General features: G+C 47.9%; 21 protein-coding genes. 10 read left to right on the top strand and 11 right to left on the bottom strand.

The genetic code is table 11. The annotated features are described in order from the left end of the window. Positions 1-204 precede the first annotated feature (204 nt). Positions 205-768, bottom strand: coding sequence for a DNA endonuclease SmrA (smrA, locus tag EOS97_RS21015; protein WP_001046799.1), 564 nt, complete (start codon positions 766-768; stop codon positions 205-207). A gap of 257 nt (positions 769-1,025) precedes the next feature. Here smrA and ogt point away from each other — a divergent pair, with 257 nt between their 5' ends. From ogt to uspE, 3 genes are all read left to right on the top strand, one after another. Then, positions 1,026-1,541, top strand: a complete 516-nt coding sequence (gene ogt, locus EOS97_RS21010; protein ID WP_000945036.1) for a methylated-DNA--[protein]-cysteine S-methyltransferase — start codon at positions 1,026-1,028, stop codon at positions 1,539-1,541. A gap of 195 nt (positions 1,542-1,736) precedes the next feature. Continuing rightward, positions 1,737-2,489 (top strand): fumarate/nitrate reduction transcriptional regulator Fnr, encoded by a 753-nt coding sequence (gene fnr / locus EOS97_RS21005; protein WP_000611914.1) that lies wholly within the window; start codon positions 1,737-1,739, stop codon positions 2,487-2,489. Positions 2,490-2,639: 150 nt separating this feature from the next. After that, positions 2,640-3,587, top strand: a complete 948-nt coding sequence (gene uspE / locus EOS97_RS21000) for a universal stress protein UspE (protein ID WP_001262138.1) — start codon at positions 2,640-2,642, stop codon at positions 3,585-3,587. Between the two features lie 54 nt (positions 3,588-3,641). Here uspE and EOS97_RS20995 read toward each other — a convergent pair whose 3' ends face one another. Further along, on the bottom strand, positions 3,642-3,896 hold the full coding sequence (locus tag EOS97_RS20995) for a DUF2534 family protein (protein WP_000605645.1): 255 nt from the start codon (positions 3,894-3,896) through the stop codon (positions 3,642-3,644). A gap of 238 nt (positions 3,897-4,134) precedes the next feature. Here EOS97_RS20995 and EOS97_RS20990 point away from each other — a divergent pair, with 238 nt between their 5' ends. Beyond that, positions 4,135-5,166 (top strand): mechanosensitive ion channel family protein, encoded by a 1,032-nt coding sequence (locus EOS97_RS20990; RefSeq protein ID WP_000493665.1) that lies wholly within the window; start codon positions 4,135-4,137, stop codon positions 5,164-5,166. A gap of 81 nt (positions 5,167-5,247) precedes the next feature. On the opposite strand, the gene EOS97_RS20985 is transcribed toward EOS97_RS20990, so the two are convergent. Continuing rightward, positions 5,248-5,850 carry a helix-turn-helix domain-containing protein gene (locus tag EOS97_RS20985; protein WP_000163373.1) on the bottom strand — a complete coding sequence of 201 codons (603 nt, stop codon included), beginning with the start codon at positions 5,848-5,850 and terminating at the stop codon, positions 5,248-5,250. 43 nt (positions 5,851-5,893) lie between these two features. On the opposite strand from EOS97_RS20985, the gene EOS97_RS20980 reads away from it, so the two are divergent. After that, complete coding sequence (locus EOS97_RS20980; protein ID WP_000097250.1) at positions 5,894-6,580, top strand: B3/4 domain-containing protein; 687 nt, start codon at positions 5,894-5,896, stop codon at positions 6,578-6,580. 27 nt (positions 6,581-6,607) lie between these two features. Further along, entirely contained in the window at positions 6,608-6,946 is a 339-nt protein-coding gene (locus EOS97_RS20975; RefSeq protein WP_000051812.1) for an antibiotic biosynthesis monooxygenase, read from the top strand. Between the two features lie 105 nt (positions 6,947-7,051). Here the strand turns inward: EOS97_RS20975 and EOS97_RS20970 are convergent, their stop codons facing one another. From EOS97_RS20970 to zirU, 4 genes are all read right to left on the bottom strand, one after another. Continuing rightward, positions 7,052-7,609 carry a redoxin family protein gene (locus tag EOS97_RS20970; RefSeq protein WP_001062626.1) on the bottom strand — a complete coding sequence of 186 codons (558 nt, stop codon included), beginning with the start codon at positions 7,607-7,609 and terminating at the stop codon, positions 7,052-7,054. 98 nt (positions 7,610-7,707) lie between these two features. Next, positions 7,708-8,538, bottom strand: a complete 831-nt coding sequence (gene zirS, locus EOS97_RS20965; protein WP_072101388.1) for a two-partner-like secretion system exoprotein ZirS — start codon at positions 8,536-8,538, stop codon at positions 7,708-7,710. A gap of 20 nt (positions 8,539-8,558) precedes the next feature. Then, positions 8,559-10,541 (bottom strand): two-partner secretion translocator ZirT, encoded by a 1,983-nt coding sequence (gene zirT, locus EOS97_RS20960; RefSeq protein WP_000232051.1) that lies wholly within the window; start codon positions 10,539-10,541, stop codon positions 8,559-8,561. Between the two features lie 74 nt (positions 10,542-10,615). Next, positions 10,616-11,461 (bottom strand): two-partner-like secretion system exoprotein ZirU, encoded by an 846-nt coding sequence (gene zirU / locus EOS97_RS20955; protein ID WP_000273692.1) that lies wholly within the window; start codon positions 11,459-11,461, stop codon positions 10,616-10,618. A gap of 293 nt (positions 11,462-11,754) precedes the next feature. Here zirU and EOS97_RS20945 point away from each other — a divergent pair, with 293 nt between their 5' ends. Both EOS97_RS20945 and EOS97_RS20940 read left to right on the top strand, forming a co-directional pair. Beyond that, positions 11,755-12,612, top strand: a complete 858-nt coding sequence (locus EOS97_RS20945; protein WP_077248414.1) for a GyrI-like domain-containing protein — start codon at positions 11,755-11,757, stop codon at positions 12,610-12,612. Between the two features lie 390 nt (positions 12,613-13,002). Further along, positions 13,003-14,112: a hypothetical protein gene (locus EOS97_RS20940; RefSeq protein ID WP_000275508.1), complete on the top strand. Its 1,110-nt coding sequence runs from the start codon at positions 13,003-13,005 to the stop codon at positions 14,110-14,112. A 213-nt stretch (positions 14,113-14,325) separates the two neighbouring features. On the opposite strand, the gene EOS97_RS20935 is transcribed toward EOS97_RS20940, so the two are convergent. Continuing rightward, positions 14,326-14,562 carry a YgdI/YgdR family lipoprotein gene (locus EOS97_RS20935; protein ID WP_001168015.1) on the bottom strand — a complete coding sequence of 79 codons (237 nt, stop codon included), beginning with the start codon at positions 14,560-14,562 and terminating at the stop codon, positions 14,326-14,328. A 128-nt stretch (positions 14,563-14,690) separates the two neighbouring features. After that, the gene (locus tag EOS97_RS20930) at positions 14,691-15,281 is read right to left on the bottom strand and encodes a TetR/AcrR family transcriptional regulator (protein WP_000208474.1); all 591 of its coding nucleotides are present in this window, start codon (positions 15,279-15,281) and stop codon (positions 14,691-14,693) included. A 77-nt stretch (positions 15,282-15,358) separates the two neighbouring features. Between EOS97_RS20930 and bdcA the strand changes: the two genes are divergently transcribed. Then, positions 15,359-16,072 (top strand): SDR family oxidoreductase, encoded by a 714-nt coding sequence (gene bdcA, locus EOS97_RS20925; RefSeq protein WP_127836192.1) that lies wholly within the window; start codon positions 15,359-15,361, stop codon positions 16,070-16,072. A gap of 90 nt (positions 16,073-16,162) precedes the next feature. On the opposite strand, the gene EOS97_RS20920 is transcribed toward bdcA, so the two are convergent. Both EOS97_RS20920 and EOS97_RS20915 read right to left on the bottom strand, forming a co-directional pair. Continuing rightward, a complete protein-coding gene (locus EOS97_RS20920; protein ID WP_000456775.1) occupies positions 16,163-17,032 on the bottom strand; it encodes an aldo/keto reductase in 870 nt (289 codons plus the stop codon). Between the two features lie 276 nt (positions 17,033-17,308). Next, entirely contained in the window at positions 17,309-18,214 is a 906-nt protein-coding gene (locus tag EOS97_RS20915; RefSeq protein WP_000359216.1) for a LysR family transcriptional regulator, read from the bottom strand. 118 nt (positions 18,215-18,332) lie between these two features. On the opposite strand from EOS97_RS20915, the gene EOS97_RS20910 reads away from it, so the two are divergent. Further along, the gene (locus EOS97_RS20910; RefSeq protein WP_000814348.1) at positions 18,333-19,262 is read left to right on the top strand and encodes an aromatic alcohol reductase; all 930 of its coding nucleotides are present in this window, start codon (positions 18,333-18,335) and stop codon (positions 19,260-19,262) included. Positions 19,263-19,314 lie beyond the last annotated feature (52 nt).

Raw genomic sequence — 19,314 nt, 5'->3', positions numbered from 1 at the left:
CTGCTTAATAGTTAAGTCGAAAGCCAGTATATTTTAATAGACGCTTAAATAAGCGAATGACTGTTTCTCCGTGTTATTACCGCGGACAGCGTTATCGCCCGTTCTCTTGCAGAATCCTGAGCGTTTGGATGAGGCGTTATATCAGGCATAAAATCGGGTTCGCGCGAGCTTGCGCTGGCGGTCCTGTCCGCCAGCGGCAACGATTTACCGACTACGCTTCGCATGGCGCTCCCAGTTATCCTGTTTAGCCTGCACTGTTTTACGTAACGCGACATAACATGCCCCGCCGCCGCCATGGTGCGGCAGCGCCGAACAATAAGCCTGTACATCCTCAAACTCTGTCAACCAACGGGCCACATAGCTTCGGACGATATTGGCATGCGACTTCGCCTCTCGCCCTTTACCATGAATGATCAGGACATTACGCAACCCCTCTTTCTGCGCCTCCAGGATAAAACGAAACAGCATTTTTCGGCACGTTTCGACCGGCTGGCGTAACAAATTGAGGCTGGCTTGCTGAGGGTATTTCCCACTGCGTAACTTGTCGATGACACCCTGCTGCAATCCTTCCCGACGAAATTCCAGCGGTTCATTCAGCGGCAGAATATCCAGAAAGCCCGTCGTCAGGAAATTATCAAGCTGAAGCGTGTCGATACGCTGGGGCGTTTTAAGATTACGCGTTGGCTGCCAGTGTACATCAGTATGGCGTTTCAGCGGCTGGACATCCTCCATGGCGTCAAGAAACAGCGCTTTATCGTCAAGGTTCATGGTTCATCCTCCAGCGTTTTTGCGACTGCCGTTATCATAACCGTGCCCTGTTATACCGACAACGGTTTACAGTTATTTCCAATAACAGCGACAATGTCAGGCAATTAACCGCCTCGCCCGGCTCTCTTTTTCTCCACCAACGATATTACTGGCGCTAAATGTGTTATCCCTGACTATCTTTTAAGGAGTATGGTTGCGGGTATTCCTGGCATGATATCTTGTCTCTTACGTTAGATTAAGACGATGTGAGAGAACGGATGCTGAGATTACTTGAAGAGAAGATAGCCACGCCATTAGGTCCGTTATGGGTGGTTTGCGATGAGCAGTTTCGACTGCGGGCCATTGAGTGGGAACAGTACCGCGATCGTATGGAGCAACTGCTAAATATCCACTACCGTCACGAAGGCTATGAACGCGTTTCCGCGACTAACCCCGGTGGACTCAGCGATAAGCTTGCAGATTATTTTGCAGGCAATCTCGCCGTAATTGATACCCTGGAAACCGCCACGGGGGGCACACCTTTTCAACGGGAAGTATGGCAGGCGTTGCGCGCTATCCCCTGTGGGCAAGTGATGCACTATGGTCAGTTGGCGGCGCAACTGGGACGACCGGGCGCCGCACGCGCAGTGGGTGCTGCGAATGGCGCTAACCCCATCAGTATTGTTGTTCCCTGCCATCGCGTCATTGGGCGTAACGGCACTCTGACCGGATACGCAGGCGGCGTGCAGCGAAAAGAGTGGCTATTACGCCATGAAGGCTATCTTTTATTATGAAAATACAGGCAAAAAGTGCCTTATCGGTCACACTTTTATGTAAAGCAACAACAAATAAATTACGTGTTTTCAAATAGATAAAAGTATTCATCAAACTTATACTTGAATTATTCCTTCTCCGGGATAGCTCAGACTTACGCGCTCACCAAAAAGATGTTAAAATTGACAAATATCAATTACGGCTTGAGCAGACCTATGATCCCGGAAAAGCGAATTATACGGCGCATTCAGTCTGGCGGTTGTGCTATCCATTGCCAGGATTGCAGTATCAGCCAGCTTTGCATCCCGTTCACACTTAACGAGCATGAGCTTGATCAGCTTGATAATATCATCGAGCGCAAAAAGCCCATTCAGAAAGGGCAAACTCTGTTTAAAGCAGGTGATGAATTGAAATCGCTCTATGCTATCCGCTCCGGAACGATTAAGAGCTACACCATTACCGAGCAAGGCGATGAGCAGATTACTGGATTCCATTTAGCAGGCGACCTGGTGGGTTTTGACGCCATTGGCAGCGGTCATCATCCGAGCTTTGCACAGGCGCTGGAAACCTCAATGGTATGTGAAATTCCCTTTGAGACGCTGGATGACCTGTCCGGCAAAATGCCTAACCTGCGTCAGCAAATGATGCGCCTGATGAGCGGTGAAATTAAAGGCGATCAGGATATGATCCTGTTATTGTCGAAGAAAAACGCCGAAGAACGTCTGGCTGCGTTTATTTACAACCTGTCCCGCCGCTTTGCGCAGCGTGGTTTTTCACCGCGTGAATTCCGCCTGACGATGACCCGTGGCGATATCGGCAACTATCTGGGCTTAACAGTCGAAACCATTAGCCGTCTGCTGGGGCGTTTCCAGAAAAGCGGTATGCTGGCGGTGAAAGGTAAGTATATTACTATTGAAAACAGCGATGCGCTGGCGGCCCTCGCCGGTCATACCCGCAACGTCGCTTAAACGTCAGCTAAACCATTGATGTTATCTTCTGCCATATCGTTAAATTTTTCTCATTTATTGATCTGGCAGAAGCGCTTCCTCTGTTTCATTCACCATATTTGAGTTACTCTTTAGTTACAAACTGCGATGACAGTTGTAAGGAGACCCTGTATGGCTATGTATCAAAATATGCTGGTGGTCATCGATCCCAATCAGGACGACCAACCCGCATTACGGCGAGCAGTTTATTTGCATCAACGGATTGGCGGCAAAATTAAAGCTTTCCTGCCTATTTACGATTTCTCGTATGAGATGACCACCCTGCTTTCTCCTGACGAACGCACCGCAATGCGTCAGGGCGTAATAAGCCAACGCACAGCCTGGATACGTGAGCAGGCGAAATATTATCTTGAAGCCGGTGTCCCCATTGAAATTAAAGTGGTCTGGCACAATCGTCCCTTTGAGGCCATCATCCAGGAGGTCATCGCCGGCAGTCACGATCTGGTGTTGAAAATGGCGCATCAGCACGATCGACTGGAAGCGGTCATTTTTACCCCTACCGACTGGCATTTGCTGCGTAAATGCCCAAGCCCCGTGTGGATGGTCAAAGATCAGCCGTGGCCAGAAGGCGGCAAAGCCCTGGTTGCCGTGAACCTGGCAAGCGAAGAGCCCTATCACAATGCTCTCAACGAAAAGCTGGTAAAAGAGACCTTACAATTGGCGGAGCAGGTTAATCATACCGAAGTACACCTGGTCGGCGCCTACCCCGTTACGCCAATCAATATCGCCATTGAGCTGCCGGAATTTGATCCCAGCGTGTATAACGACGCCATCAGAGGCCAGCATTTACTGGCGATGAAAGCGCTGCGCCAGAAATTCAGCATTGATGAAAAAGTTACGCATGTAGAAAAAGGCTTGCCGGAAGAAGTTATCCCGGATCTTGCCGAACACCTCCAGGCGGGGATCGTTGTGCTTGGCACCGTTGGACGTACCGGACTCTCGGCCGCGTTTCTGGGGAACACGGCCGAACAGGTCATTGACCATCTGCGCTGCGACCTGTTAGTCATTAAGCCTGATGAGTATCAAACACCGGTTGAACTGGACGACGAGGACGATTAATCCCTCTTCCGTCCTGCCGGATGGCGCAGCCATCCGGCCAATACCCTATTCCTGTTACTCATCTCCACCGAGGAAATAGATCCCCAAAGGAATCGCCAGCAGAATAGTGAACACCAGACTGTAAACGAAAATCATTGCCGACTGAATGGCATACATAGAGCTTGTCCACTCGGACAGTGGAATATGATATTGCTCAATCACACCGCCGATAGTCGCGCGCGTTACCACCGATGCCGCAACGATAAACACTGCCAGCAGGCATAACAGAAATTTTTTCCCCTTCGCCGATTTCAGCTTCATCATGATCATAGTATTGTCCTTTACAGATGACTTTGTTACCTGATAGCAACAATACCATGACAATCACGCGATGTCTGCCCCATAAAACGTGACATTGTATTTACATAAAAAGTAAACCGCTGAGATTAAAGCTGATAGCACTATTTCTTCTTTTTACTTATCGATGATCTACGCGTTTATCCTGGGTAAAATACCTGTTAATCAGGTCATTCTGAGCTGTTATCGTAGGAAGGAGCGGAAAACAATAATGTTCACTGAATTTTTTCTCAAAAACGCATTTAATCTGGCGATACTTTTCAGTTGCGGTATGGCGTTGCTGGTCGTGAGATTTTGGCTCAGCCGTAACGTACAGTGGAAGAAAGGATTCACGTTCCATGCGGCACAGTTTTTTATTTACGCGATTATTATTGGAACCATCGGGAGCATCCTGAATAATGCTATTGAAGATTATAATTTGCGTTTTATCTCTTCCGGGGTCATTGATTTTATCTGCACCTCGCTCATTGCGCTTATTCTGACGATAAAACTTTTCCTGATTATTAACCAATTTGAAAAAGCACAGGTCAATAAAGGTAGAGATGTGACCAGTACCCGTATTCTGGCACGGGTCATAAAAATAACCATTATTGTCGCGATTGTCTTACTGTATGGCGAACATTTTGGCATGAGTCTGTCCGGTCTGCTGACCTTTGGCGGTATCGGCGGTATCGCTGTTGGTATGGCGGGCAAAGATGTCCTGAGCAATTTTTTCTCCGGTATTATGCTCTATTTCGATCGCCCCTTCAGTATCGGAGACTGGATTCGTTCTCCTGACAGAAATATCGAAGGTACGGTCGCCGAAATCGGCTGGCGAATTACGCGAATTAACACATTCGACCACCGCCCGTTGTACGTGCCTAATTCCGTCTTTTCATCCATTAGCGTTGAGAATCCGGGACGGATGACCAACCGTCGAATAAAAACGGTTATTGGATTACGTTACGAAGATGCCGACAAAATTGGCCTCATTGTTGACGCTATCAGAAACATGTTGCAGGCGCACAGAGATATCGATCAGAAACAGACGCTGTTGGTCTATTTTAATGAATTCGCCGACTCTTCGCTGAATATTATGGTGTATTGCTTTACCAAAACAACAGTATGGCAGGAATGGCTTGCCGTACAGCAGGATGTTTACCTGAAAATTATTGCGATTGTCCAGGAAAACGGCGCTGACTTCGCCTTCCCAAGCCAGACGCTCTATATCGATGACCCGGAGGCCGCGCCTGCGACAAAATAAAAGATAGCCGGTGCCCGATAACGCTTATCGGGCACCGAGGCTTCCCTGTCCGGATGACGGGTTGTTAGCGCCTTACGGTGATCAACGGCTCTTTTCATTCACCGTCATGGTAAATTCAAGCACCTCATTAGTGTCGTTAACGTAGGCATGAGGCATGTCGGTTCTGGCTACAGCGGAGCAGCCCTCCCGAATAATAAAGCGTCTACCATTAACTGTTAATGTCAGTGTTCCCTGATTAACAAACAGTAATTCACAGGTGTCTGCCGGATGCCCTGGCGATTCAAACTGTTCACCAGGATGCATTATCCATTGCCAGAGTTCCAGCATATCCGGCCCGCTGGTTCCCGCCATCAGTTTTGCGCTGCCGCCTTTCTCGCCGCGCCACAACACCGGAATAGCATCCCGGTCGATAAGATGGACCATCGGCTCGCTGGCGACGTTGACAACATCCGCCACGGACACTCCCATTGCCGCCGCGATCTTACATAACAGCGCAATGCTTGGATTGGCTTTACAGCCTTCAATTTCCACCAGCATTCCTTTACTGACGCCGGAACGCCGCGCAAGCTCATCCAGCGACATCTTTTTTTGGCTACGAAATTGTTTGATACGTTGGGAAACAGCTTCATTTATTGTGCTGACGTCGGCGCCCGCCGTGGTCGATAAGTTGACTTTTTTGGTCATTGGTCGATATCATAGAATAAAATAGTCATTACAGGATTATGCGATGTCTTCTATGTTACCGTCAATCAGCCCGGAACTGGCCCGTATCGCTCCCGGCTTTCGTGCATTAAGTATTAATGTTATTGCCGCTCCGATTCGCGATGCGCAGGTCGGAGAAATCGCGTTAAAAGAGGCCTGTCAGGCCGTAATTAACGGCCAACCGGCGTGGGCACAGGCGCATATAGACGCCTGGAATGCGGTGTTTAAAGCATTCGGCGCAAAACCAAAGCGCACCCCCTGCTCGGCTGAAGCGCTACGAAAACGCGTGCTGAAGGATGGAACAATGGCGTCGCTGGACCCGGTCGTTGATCTTTATAACGCCGTGAGCCTGCGCTATGCCGTACCGGTAGGCGGCGAAAATAGCGCGGCTTATTGTGGATCGCCGCGGCTGGTTTTCGCAGACGGTAGTGAAACATTTGATACCCTGAAAGAAGGACAACCCGCCACCGAGTCGCCAGAACCGGGCGAAGTTATCTGGCGCGATGACAGAGGCGTCACCTGTCGGCGCTGGAACTGGCGTCAGGGAGTACGTACCCGACTAAGCGCTTCAGATAAAGCGATGTGGTTTATCCTTGAAAGCTTGCCGGAAATGCCGGTTGATGAATTGTACGCGGCAGGAAACATGCTGACTGACGGCCTTGAAAAAATGATGCCGGGTTTACGTTTTGAATCCACGTTGATGGGTGTTTGATTGATATTGCGTAACAGGAGAAATACCATGTCGCTGTTTCTGACAAGTTTTATTTTCGAAAAAAAAGAGTATGACGAAGAGTTTTATCAACTGGATGGCTGGATTGAGCGCTATACGCAGTCTATTGATGGCTATATTGGGATGGAAAGCTATACCGATGCCGCCAGCGGAAGAATGGTTAATAATTATTACTGGCAGACCCGCGAATCAATGGAGCTATTGATAAATAATTTACAGCACCAGCAGGCCAAATCACAAAGTCATAAGTGGCTTTCCGGTTACCAGACGATTATTGCAGAAATTCAGGGGTGCCATAACGTTAACCTGCCCCATCCGCTGGCATCATTTTCAGTTCCTTATGCGTGATGCAATAGCATATATATTAAATGTGGGGGCACACAAGAGAATGCCTGCGCCCCTGCATTGCCGGTTATTCGGTTCTCTGTGCAGGGGCGGTGCTGATATAAGTGATTAGTAAACAGGAAGATGAGTGATATCTCGTGGTACACTAACACGCGTAACCACATTGTTTTCATCGCACTCTATCAACGCTCTGGCAAAAATACTGAGCTCATTAATTTTCAGCCCGGAATTATCCAAAAACTGGCGGCAAGCGTAGTCAGAAACAAAAATTATGCCAGGATGAATATCATGTTCCCGAATAAAACGGGCCTGAGCAAATGGCGTATCCATACTCAGCACATATACCGCCCGGTTTGAGTGGCTACCCGCTGATTTAAGGCGGTCACTATAGTCTTTTACCTGCCATTCACAAACCGGCGTATCCAGTGACGGGACGACAATAATCCGCTTTTTTATCCCCGGGATACAGTAACCCGGTAATAAATTATGGCTCACCAGCCCCTTTGTGCAGGGTAATGGTTCGCCTTCAGCCAGTATACCGGGTTTGAGGGTCAGTTGCGTTTTGCCAAAGGTGACAGCGTGTTCCTGACCCAATGAGATATAATCCTGTGTTGTTGTTGGCGTCATAAAAACTTCTCCTTTTAACGTTTGTATTATTTTAGCCATAATAATTATTTAGCAATCCGCTAAAAAACCAGGTGAACATCCATAATAAGATGATGGTGATAAAAAGAATTATATTAGACATAATAATTAATATAGTTTTATAGTCTTCCTCTGATGGAAATTTCTTTCGTGAAACTCATTGCATATTGAAAAGATATGTCAATACGTTCATTACTATGCCCACGATAGGTTATAACTTGTGTATATTTACCTGGAACATTTTCTTTCTTAAGAGGGCCATAATCCCATAAGCCTTTTAAATTTTCACGCGCTACAGTCTTATTAATGTGAACTTCATTTACAGGATTCCCGTCGATATCCTTAACAATAGTTGTGATGGTGGCACTTTCACCCGGCGATAATACAGACTTATCTATACTCATAACTGTTAAATCTGGGCTTAGCGTATTAGATATAGTTTCTGTTTCAATATACTGGAACTCAGATACCGATGGCACAGGCGTGTACCCTGACGCTGAAGCCATATCCGTTTCATTATAAATTTCTAGTTTAATCTTTGAACCCCGATGTTCCTTTTGGATATTAAATTTATGCTCACATGGCTTTTCACGTTTAAGTATATGCTGAGAGTTATCTTTATTGATCTGATAATACGTACATACTGTAGTAAAAGTTTCCGCAGACTGATAGTTATTATCCGGATCTCTGATGCCTACATTTCTGGCATTCCTCGCAATAGTCATTCCCGGAAAAGGTGTATACTTTTCAATAGAAAAGCCAAGTCCATTAAACCGCAATTCGTAGGTATCACGAGGTGTTCCAGGCCTGTGCCCAACGCTCGGCGCCGTAGGAGGAGAAAACATCCCGACGGTTGCCGCGGACGTTGTTGGCGAATCCGCCAAGACGCTTATCGGCGCAGCCGCCAGAAGCAGGCTATAGATAATAAGATTATGTTTCGACATACACACTGTTGATCCTTTTTAAAACATTAATTCGCATCAGATGCTGCGGTAGAACTCTTGGCATTTTCTTTATCAGAAATAATTCTGACGCGGATATATTTATTCTGAAGCGATTCCCCATTAAGACTATAAGGAAGAAGCCAGGTGGCCTTTGTCGCCCCCGGTACGGATTGCCAGGATTTCATTTCATCCGAGATTTCCCACTGATAATTAAACGCATCAGTACAGTCCGTGTTATTTACACAAAGCGTTCTGGCTCGCATTTCTGTTCCGACGACTGGCGCAGTAACGCTTCCGTTGGCTTCTTCAGTACCCGGCGTAAAAAGCACCTCCACAGAAGTGACCTTCCGCGCAATACTGTCTGACTGCGCTTGTAGTAGTACGGTACCCTTCACCGGATGTTTATCGTCTGGTCCGCTTGCTTCAATATGTAATTTGAGCGAGCGGGCATCATCGCCGATATGGGTCACCAGAACCCGTTCAACCCAATGGCCGTCACGCTCTGTACCACCGAGCGCTTTAAATGCCAGACCCGGCATATCTGATTGATACTTAATATGACGTGGTTTGAGCGACGCCCACTCCTCTTCAGAACGCTCGCGCACGTAGTGCCACTCAATAACCTTCCCCTCTTCTCCGGCAGGAAGCGGCGTACTGATAACAAAGTTGCCGTCCTCAACCTGAACATCGTCATTGATAACATTTATCCAGGAACGGAAACTGGTCTCATCCTGTGTCACCCTTACCGGGATACGCTCGGAGGTCACGCGAGTACCCCGGCTGTCAGTCACCGTTAAATAAAGGCTATACTCCTGACCGTCGGTCGCCGTCAGCGGAAGTTGAGGAAGGATAAGGCCGCTGCCCAGACTCCCCTGAAGCTGAAGTCCGGCGAGAAGCTCCGCATCACCCGACCACTCAACTTTCTCAATCGGGTAACGGCTATCTACCGTCGCCATTAATGTCACCAGCGTCCCGGACAGGCCTGACACCGGCATTGCCATAATGCGGATTTTACTGGTCTGCTCCCGATACGCCATGACGATATCGTAATTACGATCGACAAAGGCATGCCGGTTAGTCGTATTCGACGGCGCCCCAACGTTGCGGTAATCAAGCTGTTCATGTAACGGCGTACCGAAGGAATAGTTGACTCTCAGACCGCCCTCTGCCTGCGATCCGCCGTTACCGGCGTCCCGATATCCTGCTCTGACCTCAAGCAAGGGGACAGGATTCCAGACCAGAGCCGCACCTGCGGCGCGGGGATTCCGGCTTAATGTACCGTTACCCAATAGATCAACTTTATCCCCGTAATACTGTTCATATGTCAGCTCGCCACTGAACCAGGGAAAATCGGGAAGCGTGCCTTTTGTTCGCAGATCAAAGCCATATGCCGGACGCTCATCATGTAACTCATGCGCTGCTGACGTTTTCCAGCCGGTGAGAGGGAAATAATAGTTGCCGGAAAAGGCCAGACTGTCTTTATAGACTTCCCCGCCAATGCCGCCACGTAAGTGGGAATAACGGATGTCGGCATCCAGAAACGTATTGACGCCGAGCAGCCATCCATTGACCTCCTGGCGGTAACCCATACCAACGTTAACATAGGTGCGGCCATCGAAACTGCTGCTGTCGTGGTCGCGAAAGCCAAGCTGGCCAAAGAGTAAAGACGATGTCGTTTCCTCGACGGGAATAAACATATCGAACTCTGATGAGCGATATTTCGCGCCATCTTCAAGATTGACGCCACCACGGAAAATAATCTCCGGAAAAGCGCTCTTCATCCCCTCGTTCACCAGATGATTAGCGGCTTGCCCTGGTAATGCCTTTATTTTTCCTTTGACATAATCCTCCAGCGTCCCCTCCTGCAGATGCGGAGAAATAGACGATGCCGTCCCTGCAATCCATGACTGAATTTCATTATCGCTATCAGCGATGACCGGGAGTGAAATCTGACTGGTAACAATGGCCCAGGTTATATATTTAGTAATAGGTTTTTTAGAAAAAACCACTTTATTGTCTCCTGCTATATCCCCCTGCCTGGCAGAGGGAGTATTTAAATAAGATGTTTATTTGGCGATAACCATCAGCGACGGATAGCGCGTTTATTCTCCGGCGTGGCTTTCGTCGTTTTAGGCGTAACGTGGACACGGAACAGTTTATTCTGCTCAGTTCCCTTAATAATATATTTATGTTTTTCAGCGTTGGTATTATTCAGATCGGTGAACTTATCTGGTGTCCCGGCATCCGCCATCTGCCAGGTAAAGTTATAATTACTGACCTCACACTCAGCCGCCGCTGTGGCGGCACATTCCAGTACCGCTTCAAGGGTGCCGCCTACCACTGGAGTGTTGGCGTCATTGGTACCGTTGAGTTCTGGAGTTGGCTTGTTGTTTTCGTTCACGACTTTGATAGTGACAGAACGTAGCTTATTAGAAATCGTACCGTCTGCGGCGGAGTCGCCGCCCACCCCAGAAGATGCAGAAGTTAATAAGACAGTGGCAGGCAAGAATGCACTATCCGGCGTCCCCGTTGCCGTCTTAATCCGGTAAACGATTTTAATTTTTTTACCGCCTGCATCAGCAGGAATGGTAAAAACCGTCCCGGTTGCCGCCGGGGTTCCAGAAGGATCGGCGGCCTCATTATCCACCAGATACCATTTAATATCGTCGGCATTATTCATTTTATCCAGCGATAAGGGATCCCCATCCTCATCCCCAATAAAAACATCCGCTATCTGGAGAGTTGAACCGGTGGTCAGTTCCCCAGACACTTCTATTTTTTTTGTATCCTTGGTTACCACAGGACGGTGACCAACAGAAGCAGGTGTAGCAGAAGAAGCCATATCATTGGCTCTGCTATTCGCCACCGCCTCTACTGAGACCACGGATGCACAAATCGCTAACGTTAATAAAGATCTTTTGAAGTACAAAACAATTCCCTTTTATTAAATCATTAGAAATAATTACGAGATTTATAATCTCACGGGCTAAAAATTCAGGATTATTCAATCATTTTAACCGCCTGTGAAATTATGCCCTTCGCCATGCTAATTACTTAGCTTTACTGGCAAAAGCCGATCTCCAAGTGTAAAGTTTATTCAGAAACGTCAAGCAATTTAAATCTTTCTTGTTTTGCCAGAAAAGCTAACACCCCCCCACTGGTTTAATAACACAGTATGTCAAACACCTTAAATGTTTATATTTTCGGCTTCAACAAAGAGGAATGATGATGAAAAGAGCCATAATAGTCTCAGTATTAGAGCAAATAGAAAAAAATCTTGAAGAAAGGATTGATATTGAAAAGTTGGTTGTTATAACAGGTTATTCGCGAAGGAGTTTGCAGGATTTTTTTAAAGAAAAGTGTGGCGTCTCTATCGGAAAATATATCAGACAACGCAAGTTGAGCAGAAGCGCCACTCTGCTAAAGCTGACCTCTCAGTCGGTCACAGATATCGCGTTCAGAATGGGGTTTGATTCAGTGCAGTCCTATAGTCGAGAGTTCAAAAAAACATTTGGCGTCAATCCCAATAACTATCGCAAGGCTGATTTCTGGGATCTCAGAAACCTACGGCCTCCCTACTGGCTTGACTGTGATGAGCATTATCAGTTCGAAATTTGTCAGCTTACGTCAAAAGAAATTTTCGGATTTCAAACATCTCATCAGATCGCAACAAATGACCTTCCTAAAAAAGCGTCGCCTATAAAATGGAAAATCATTCATGAGACGCTCAGAACGTGGGGCGAAAATGTGTATTGTCTCTCGTCTTTTAAGCCGGATAATACCAAAGACCAGGTCATCGCCGTAAGCAGTTTTTTTGGTATGGAACATAATTCCGTCGATGGAGGCAAAATCCCCATGTCGAGGGTAATAAAATGTGGTAAATATGCAAAATTCCATTTCGTTGGTCATAAGGAACAATATCAACAATTTTCCAATACAATATATATGTGTATATTGCCAAAACTGAATCTTATCAGGAGAGAAGGAGAAGATATTGAATACTTCCATTTGGCATCCGTACAAAAGCAACAGAATAATGAATCCATTGTCGATCTTTATTATTACATCCCTGTACTGTAATGACTTCGTACCATCCACGCATTTCATCTGAAAAGTCTTCTCTTTTCAGAACGGTAATAAAACTCTCAGTATTGATTCTGGTAAAATAAGTGACTATTAATATAGTTAACGTTTTGAAAGAATTGAAAAAAATAAATTGCGTGCACGCGCCACCGGAGACAGATTACTGACAGTACTGTACGGTGTAGTGATCAGGTAATATTAGCTACAGTTTACGGTAAAAGCAAAGTCCATACTTTAACTATTAATGGGAGTATGCTGGCCGGGCGGCTTGCGGGGCCTTCATGCTCCCACATTTACAATGTTGGTATGATTACATTCTCTCTATACTTTACTGTGCTAACCTTTTATCTCGTTGAGATAACGTTTAATTAAAATGCTCTCTTTTTGATGTACATTATAAGAGGAGACATTATTCATATTTTCGAAATCAGGGCAGACGATATGTATACAACCATCAGAAACACAACGCTAGCAATGGTAGCTTGTTTTTCGTATATCGCACATGCCAGTACCCACCCTCCTCTTATTATCACCAGGGGAGCCGGAGGAGACGCCTCCGGAGCCGCAGTCATTCATGATAATTGGCGGCATGGCACTCCTGACCTGGTCAATCTTACCGATATCCCCATAGATAAAATCAGACCAGAAAAATACCGTTGCGTACTGATTATTGGGCAAGGAGCTATAAAAGAGATGCTTCTTGCGAACAATGCCTCAGCAATACTTTCCGGAAAAACGGTTGGTCTTTATACTCATCTGATCGATCAGAACACGCTCAGATTACTTCGGCAATTGCAGAACAAAGTGAGATTCAATCTCTTTTTTACCCGCTCGCAGATAACTCTACTAAAACTAAGGAACATTTCAGAATATAATTTTTTGAGTTCTAAAGTAAATAATGTCTGGGGACAAGACTCACTAGCAATTGAAACAGTGGCACCTGACAGGGGTAATATACCGGAAAAAGCGCTTCCCCTCAAAACAACGGATTATGTGATCTGGCTGGGTGGAAACTATACTACCTCTTCTGGTACGCAGCGTATCTTCACAAACGATCAGATTGTTGTAGCCCTGAAACCACTACATAATGTTATTTCATCAAATGCATCGATTGCTATTATGCTTTCACCACGTTTTTTCGATAATAGCATGAGTAAAGAAGCAAAAGTTAAACGACTGAAGGCAGTGCTTAACACCTTTTCGCGAAACAGGGTCACATTTTATATGAGTAAGGAGATGCTTGCTAATCTGAAAGAATTTGATTTGCCTGTTCAACTATCCCCTTCTTACGCAGAGCTGATGCGAATGCCCTGGGCCAGCGCTACCCAGCATTTTGCCTCTGTGGATCAATATAACCTCTTTGCTGATCTCATACCTAAAGTCACGCCGTTTCTTCTTGAACCGAATGATGCCGATCAAGCTCTCTATGCGACGGATTATCTTAATACCCGGCGTGTAAGTCTGACCCAAAATATTCTTAACCACGGTTGTGACTAAATAAAACGCGCAGAATCCGGGATAGTTAACAATCCAAAACAGACCGTTAGCCATGAGTACTGTTTACCTTCAATATACAGGGAACAACCAAATAACTGACGACACAAATCAAGCCGAGACCCGGAATTCGGCTATACAGGCACTCTATTCAATTCAGGCCCAGAAACTGTCCGGTACCCATACAGGACACGGCCTCCCAACTGCTTTAGCGCATTACCAGTCCAGTTTCGATGCGCCGTCTGTCGTCTGCACTATTTCACTGGTTTTAATGACGCGATGATAACCATAAGCATCAGCGTATTTCGTCATTCCGGTTGCGGTGTCAACCTCCGGCTTACCCTGCGTTTCAATAATCTCTCCCGTCCGGGTCGTCATGGTATAGGTCGTTGTACATCCGGCTAGCATCAACACTGATAAGCTAAGTACCGTAATAAGACTACATTTTTGCATTTCTCGTTTCCCTGACACCTCTATTTTTGATGTACTTTACCGAATACCGCAACGGCAAGATGGATGATTAGGGCTATTGCTCTCTGTTTGCCCGTATCTGATTGGCTCAGGTTTTTTGATGCGCTGCGTTAATCCGGCAGTAATCGCTCCAGCACATCCCCAGCCAGAAGCACGCTCTCCTGAAGACGCTCCAGGCTATACCCCGCTCGCGCCTTGGCGGAAAGTCCCGCCATTAACGTCCCCATAAAGTCCGTCGTCCGGTCAGCCTCTTGCGGATACCGCATGGCGACATAAGTGCGAATCAGGTTTTCAGCAGCGATGTAAAACTCGCAGGCGGCCTCTCGTGCCGGTTTATCGTTACAATGAGCGCCCTCCAGAACCAGACACCCAGTGGCATCAGGATCGGCAGCGTAACGTCTTGCCGCTTCCATCAGCACATCGATAAGGCACTTCGCGGTCGGGCGATCGTGACGCAGAAGCGCCCCGAGTGGAATCGCGTCGGTCATCCTGTAACGCTTTAATACGCGAGTATACAGCCCCAGCTTGCTGCCAAACGCCGCATAGAAACTGGGAGGATTGATCCCGAACGCTTTTGTCAGATCTGCTACGCTCACCGCGTCGTAGCCGCGCGAATGAAATAAGTGTTGAGCGGTTTCAATGGCTTGCTCCGGATCGAACTGGCGAGGGCGACCCGGCGTTCGGCTATGTTTTGTAGTCATTACTACATAACTCCTTGACGGCATGATTTCATTACGCATATTGTAGTGGCTACTACAATATCATAAAGGACATCCTGATGATGCTATTTCGCAACAAATCTGTACTGGTTTTAGGGGGAAGTCGTGGTATCGGCGCGGCTATTGTACGACGCTTTAGCGCTGACGGCGCATCGGTCGTTTTCAGCTACGCCGGATCGCGTGAAGCCGCCGAAAAACTGGCAGCGGAAACCGGAAGCACCGCCATCCAGACGGATAGCGCCGATCGGGATGCCGTCATCAGCCTCGTGCGTAAGTACGGACCACTGGATATTCTGGTCGTCAATGCGGGCGTGGCTCTCTTCGGCGATGCGCTGGAACAAGATAGCGATGCGATAGATCGTTTGTTCCGTATTAATATCCATGCGCCTTACCATGCGTCAGTCGAAGCAGCCCGCAATATGCCGGAAGGTGGACGCATTATTATTATCGGTTCCGTGAATGGCGATCGGATGCCCGTACCGGGAATGGCCGCGTACGCCGCCAGTAAATCAGCCCTGCAAGGGCTGGCGCGCGGCCTGGCCCGTGATTTTGGCCCCCGCGGGATTACGATAAATGTGGTGCAGCCAGGTCCCATTGATACCGACATCAATCCGGAAGATGACCCCATGAAAGAGCTGATGCACAGTTTCATGGCGATCAAACGACACGGAAGACCTGAAGAAGTGGCTGGAATGGTGGCATGGCTTGCCGGTCCGGAAGCTTCTTTCGTCACTGGCGCGATGCACACCATCGATGGTGCCTTCGGAGCCTGACGGCCAGGCGAATATCACACGGTTGCCGTCTACGCTCCGGCAACCGTGTTAGAAGCTGTTCATGCGAGAAAACATCCGCAAGCGCCGGGATCAATCGTGGATTTTAACGCCAAGACAACCGCGAACAAATTCAGGATTAAAATGCTTCACCGCTTCGCCAACGTAGCCTAAATCAAGGGCGTTGATTTGAGCCATTTCATTATCCGTTAGTGAGAAATCCCAGATGGCAAAGTTCTCTTCAATGCGTTCCTGTCGAGTGGATTTAGGAATAACCGTGACGCCACGCTGCACGTTCCAACGCAGGACAACCTGCGCGATGGTTTTTTGATGGGCATCGGCAATCCTTTGAAGCATGACATTTTCATACGGTTTATGTCTCCCGCCGCCTAACGGCGCCCACGCTTCAGGCTGAACGTTATAATGCTTCATGGTTTCCAGCGCGGCGGGTTGTGCAAAGTATGGATGCAATTCGACCTGGTTTACCATTGGCGTAATTCTGACGGTTTCACAGAAGTTGGCTAACACATGCGCATAGAAGTTGGACACGCCAATGGCTTTTAGTTTACCGGCTTCATAAGCGTCTTCCAGCGCGCGCCACGCGCTAAAATAATCGCCCATTGCCTGATGCAATAAATAGAGATCAAAATAATCTAACCCGGATTTTTTCAGCGACGCTTCAATACCTGCTTTGGCCAGATCGTAGTTAGCCATATCTTGCACCCACAGTTTAGAAGTAATAAATAACTCCTCACGGGTACACAGACCTGTCGCGATGGCTTCACGAACAGCGTCACCAACGGCATCTTCATTGCCGTATACCGCAGCGGTATCGATAAGACGATAACCGCTGCGAATAGCGCTTAACACTGACTGCTGACATTCTTCTTTGTCGGTTACCTTAAAAACGCCAAAACCCACCATAGGCATTTTAAGGTTGTTACTTAATATTGAATATTCCACGCTAAAGCACCCTTTCGTCGTAAAGACGCCATGATAAGAGCAAAATACAGGTACAATGAGTATTGTTAAATCCGATTATATTTATACAAAAAGTTCATTAATAACAGTTGTACAGATTTTTTATTGCATCCAAACGTTCAGTGCTTGCTATATCCTCGCCGTGTAGCCCCCTGTTTGATAATGCCTTTTTCTTATGCGTCAAAACCAGTACCGTCATTTTGAACGTCTGTGGAAAAGTTTTCTGAACAGGCAATGCGATATCCGGAATAATATTTTTTAGCGAAGAGGCTCCGACTGGCTCAGCGCCGTTTTGCACCAGTCATAAAAAGCGCGTACCGCAGGCGGCAGAAACCTGTTTTGCGGATAGACCAGCGCAAGCGGCAAATCATAAGAAGGGTTGTCCATGCAGGTCACCAGCGCCCCGCTGTGCAGATACGGCGCAACCAGATAGCTGGCGACGCGAATTAACCCCAGCCCCTGTATTCCGGCCTGAATATAAGCGTCCGTATCATCGACAACCAGCGTCTCCTGCATCCGCATCGCGTAATCCTCCCCCTCACGCGTAAAAAACCAGTCGGTGGTACGCCCGGTGCGGTGGTTCAGGTAGCCGACCGCATGGTGTTTTTGCAGATCATCTAAATTTTCAGGGCTACCGTAACGCTCAATGTAAGTGGGCGATGCTGCTATCACCCAGTTAAAACTGGCGAGCGGACGGGCAACCAGCGTGGTGGAATCATCGATCCTGCCGGCCCGAATCACGCAGTCATACCCTTGAAGGATAATATCCTCCACGCTATCGCTGGAACAAAGTATCAGCTCCAGCTCCGGATACTGGCGCAAAAAGGCCGGGAGCGTAGGAATAATGCAATGCCGGGCGAGAGATTGCGGCATCCCCACTTTAAAACGCCCTTTGGGTTGTGCCGCCCGGCCGGGAAATGACGACTCCATGGCCGCGATATCTGACAGCACTCTTTTGCACTCTTCGTAGTAACGCCGCCCCTCTGCGGTCACGCTAAGTTTGCGGGTTGTACGTTGCAAAAGTTGAATCTTAAGCCAGGATTCCAGTTCTTTAACCACTCGCGATACCGTTGAGCGCGGCACGCCCAGCACTTCGGCGGCTCTGATAAAACTATGGGTATCCACCACGCAAACATAGACCTGCATCGCTTCCAGCTTGTCCATTTTCCCCCCGCCAATTATCCCATTTATCAGAACAGTCTAACCCGTCTTCGGCGTCTTATCGAACGCAGATCCCTGACGTAATCTCTATCTACAGGTGAATTAACACAGAGAGGGGCAAATGAAACAATCCAATAATCAGGTGGGTGAAAAAGTATTGGTGCTGGGCGCGGGACAACTGGGGGCGTCAGTGCTGGCGTCGTTGGTTCCGGCGGTCACACAGCGTAATGGTTCCGTTTGCGTTATTGTGTCAGGGCGATCCAGGGATAAACAGAGCAAACGACGTTCCAGCATTCATCAACAACTGGCGGATGCCGGTGCGCGGTTTATCCCGGTCGACATCGCAGACAGTTCGGTTGCAGCGTTAAAAGATCAATTCCACGGTTTTGATACGATCATCAATTGTATGGGGTTTGTCGCCGGTGCGGGTACCCAGATAAAAATCACCCGCGCGGTACTGGAGGCGGGCGTTAAGCGCTATTTCCCCTGGCAGTTTGGCGTGAATTACGATGTGGTCGGCAAAGGCAGCGGCCAGCCGGTGTGGGACGAACAGTATGACGTCAGGACGCTTTTGCGCGAGCAAAACGTCACAGAGTGGGTGATTGTTTCAACCGGTTTATTTACCTCTTTTCTCTTCGAACCGGCCTTTGATGTGGTCAACTTAGACCAAAAAACCATCAATGCCCTCGGCGGATGGGAAAGGCAGGTCACCGTCACGTCGCCTGCGGATATTGGTCGCCTGACCACTGAAATTTATCTGCATCAGCCGCGTATCACTAACGAAGTCGTCTTTGTTGCGGGGGAAACGACCTCTTATGCAAAACTGGCGGAAACGGTCGAACGCGTGACGCAGCAAACCTTTACCCGAGGTGTATTGACGCTACCTGACTTACAGGAGCAACTCCGTTTACATCCGCATGACCCAATGCTGCGCTATCGCGTCGCCTTCGCGCGTGGTGACGGTATGTGGTGGCCGATGAGTGACACCTGGAATGCACAACATCATCTGCCGACACAGGATATTGCCGCCTGGCTGAAAACACAGCAATGAGAACGGCGGCATCAGGCGCTCGCTTAATCCCCATGCCTTCTGCCAGCATCAG

The sequence above is a fragment of the Salmonella sp. SSDFZ54 genome, assembly GCF_004010735.1.
Lineage (GTDB): Bacteria > Pseudomonadota > Gammaproteobacteria > Enterobacterales > Enterobacteriaceae > Salmonella > Salmonella enterica.
The sequence above is the reverse complement of the archived record's forward strand: the minus strand, read 5'-3'. Positions and strand labels throughout refer to the sequence as shown.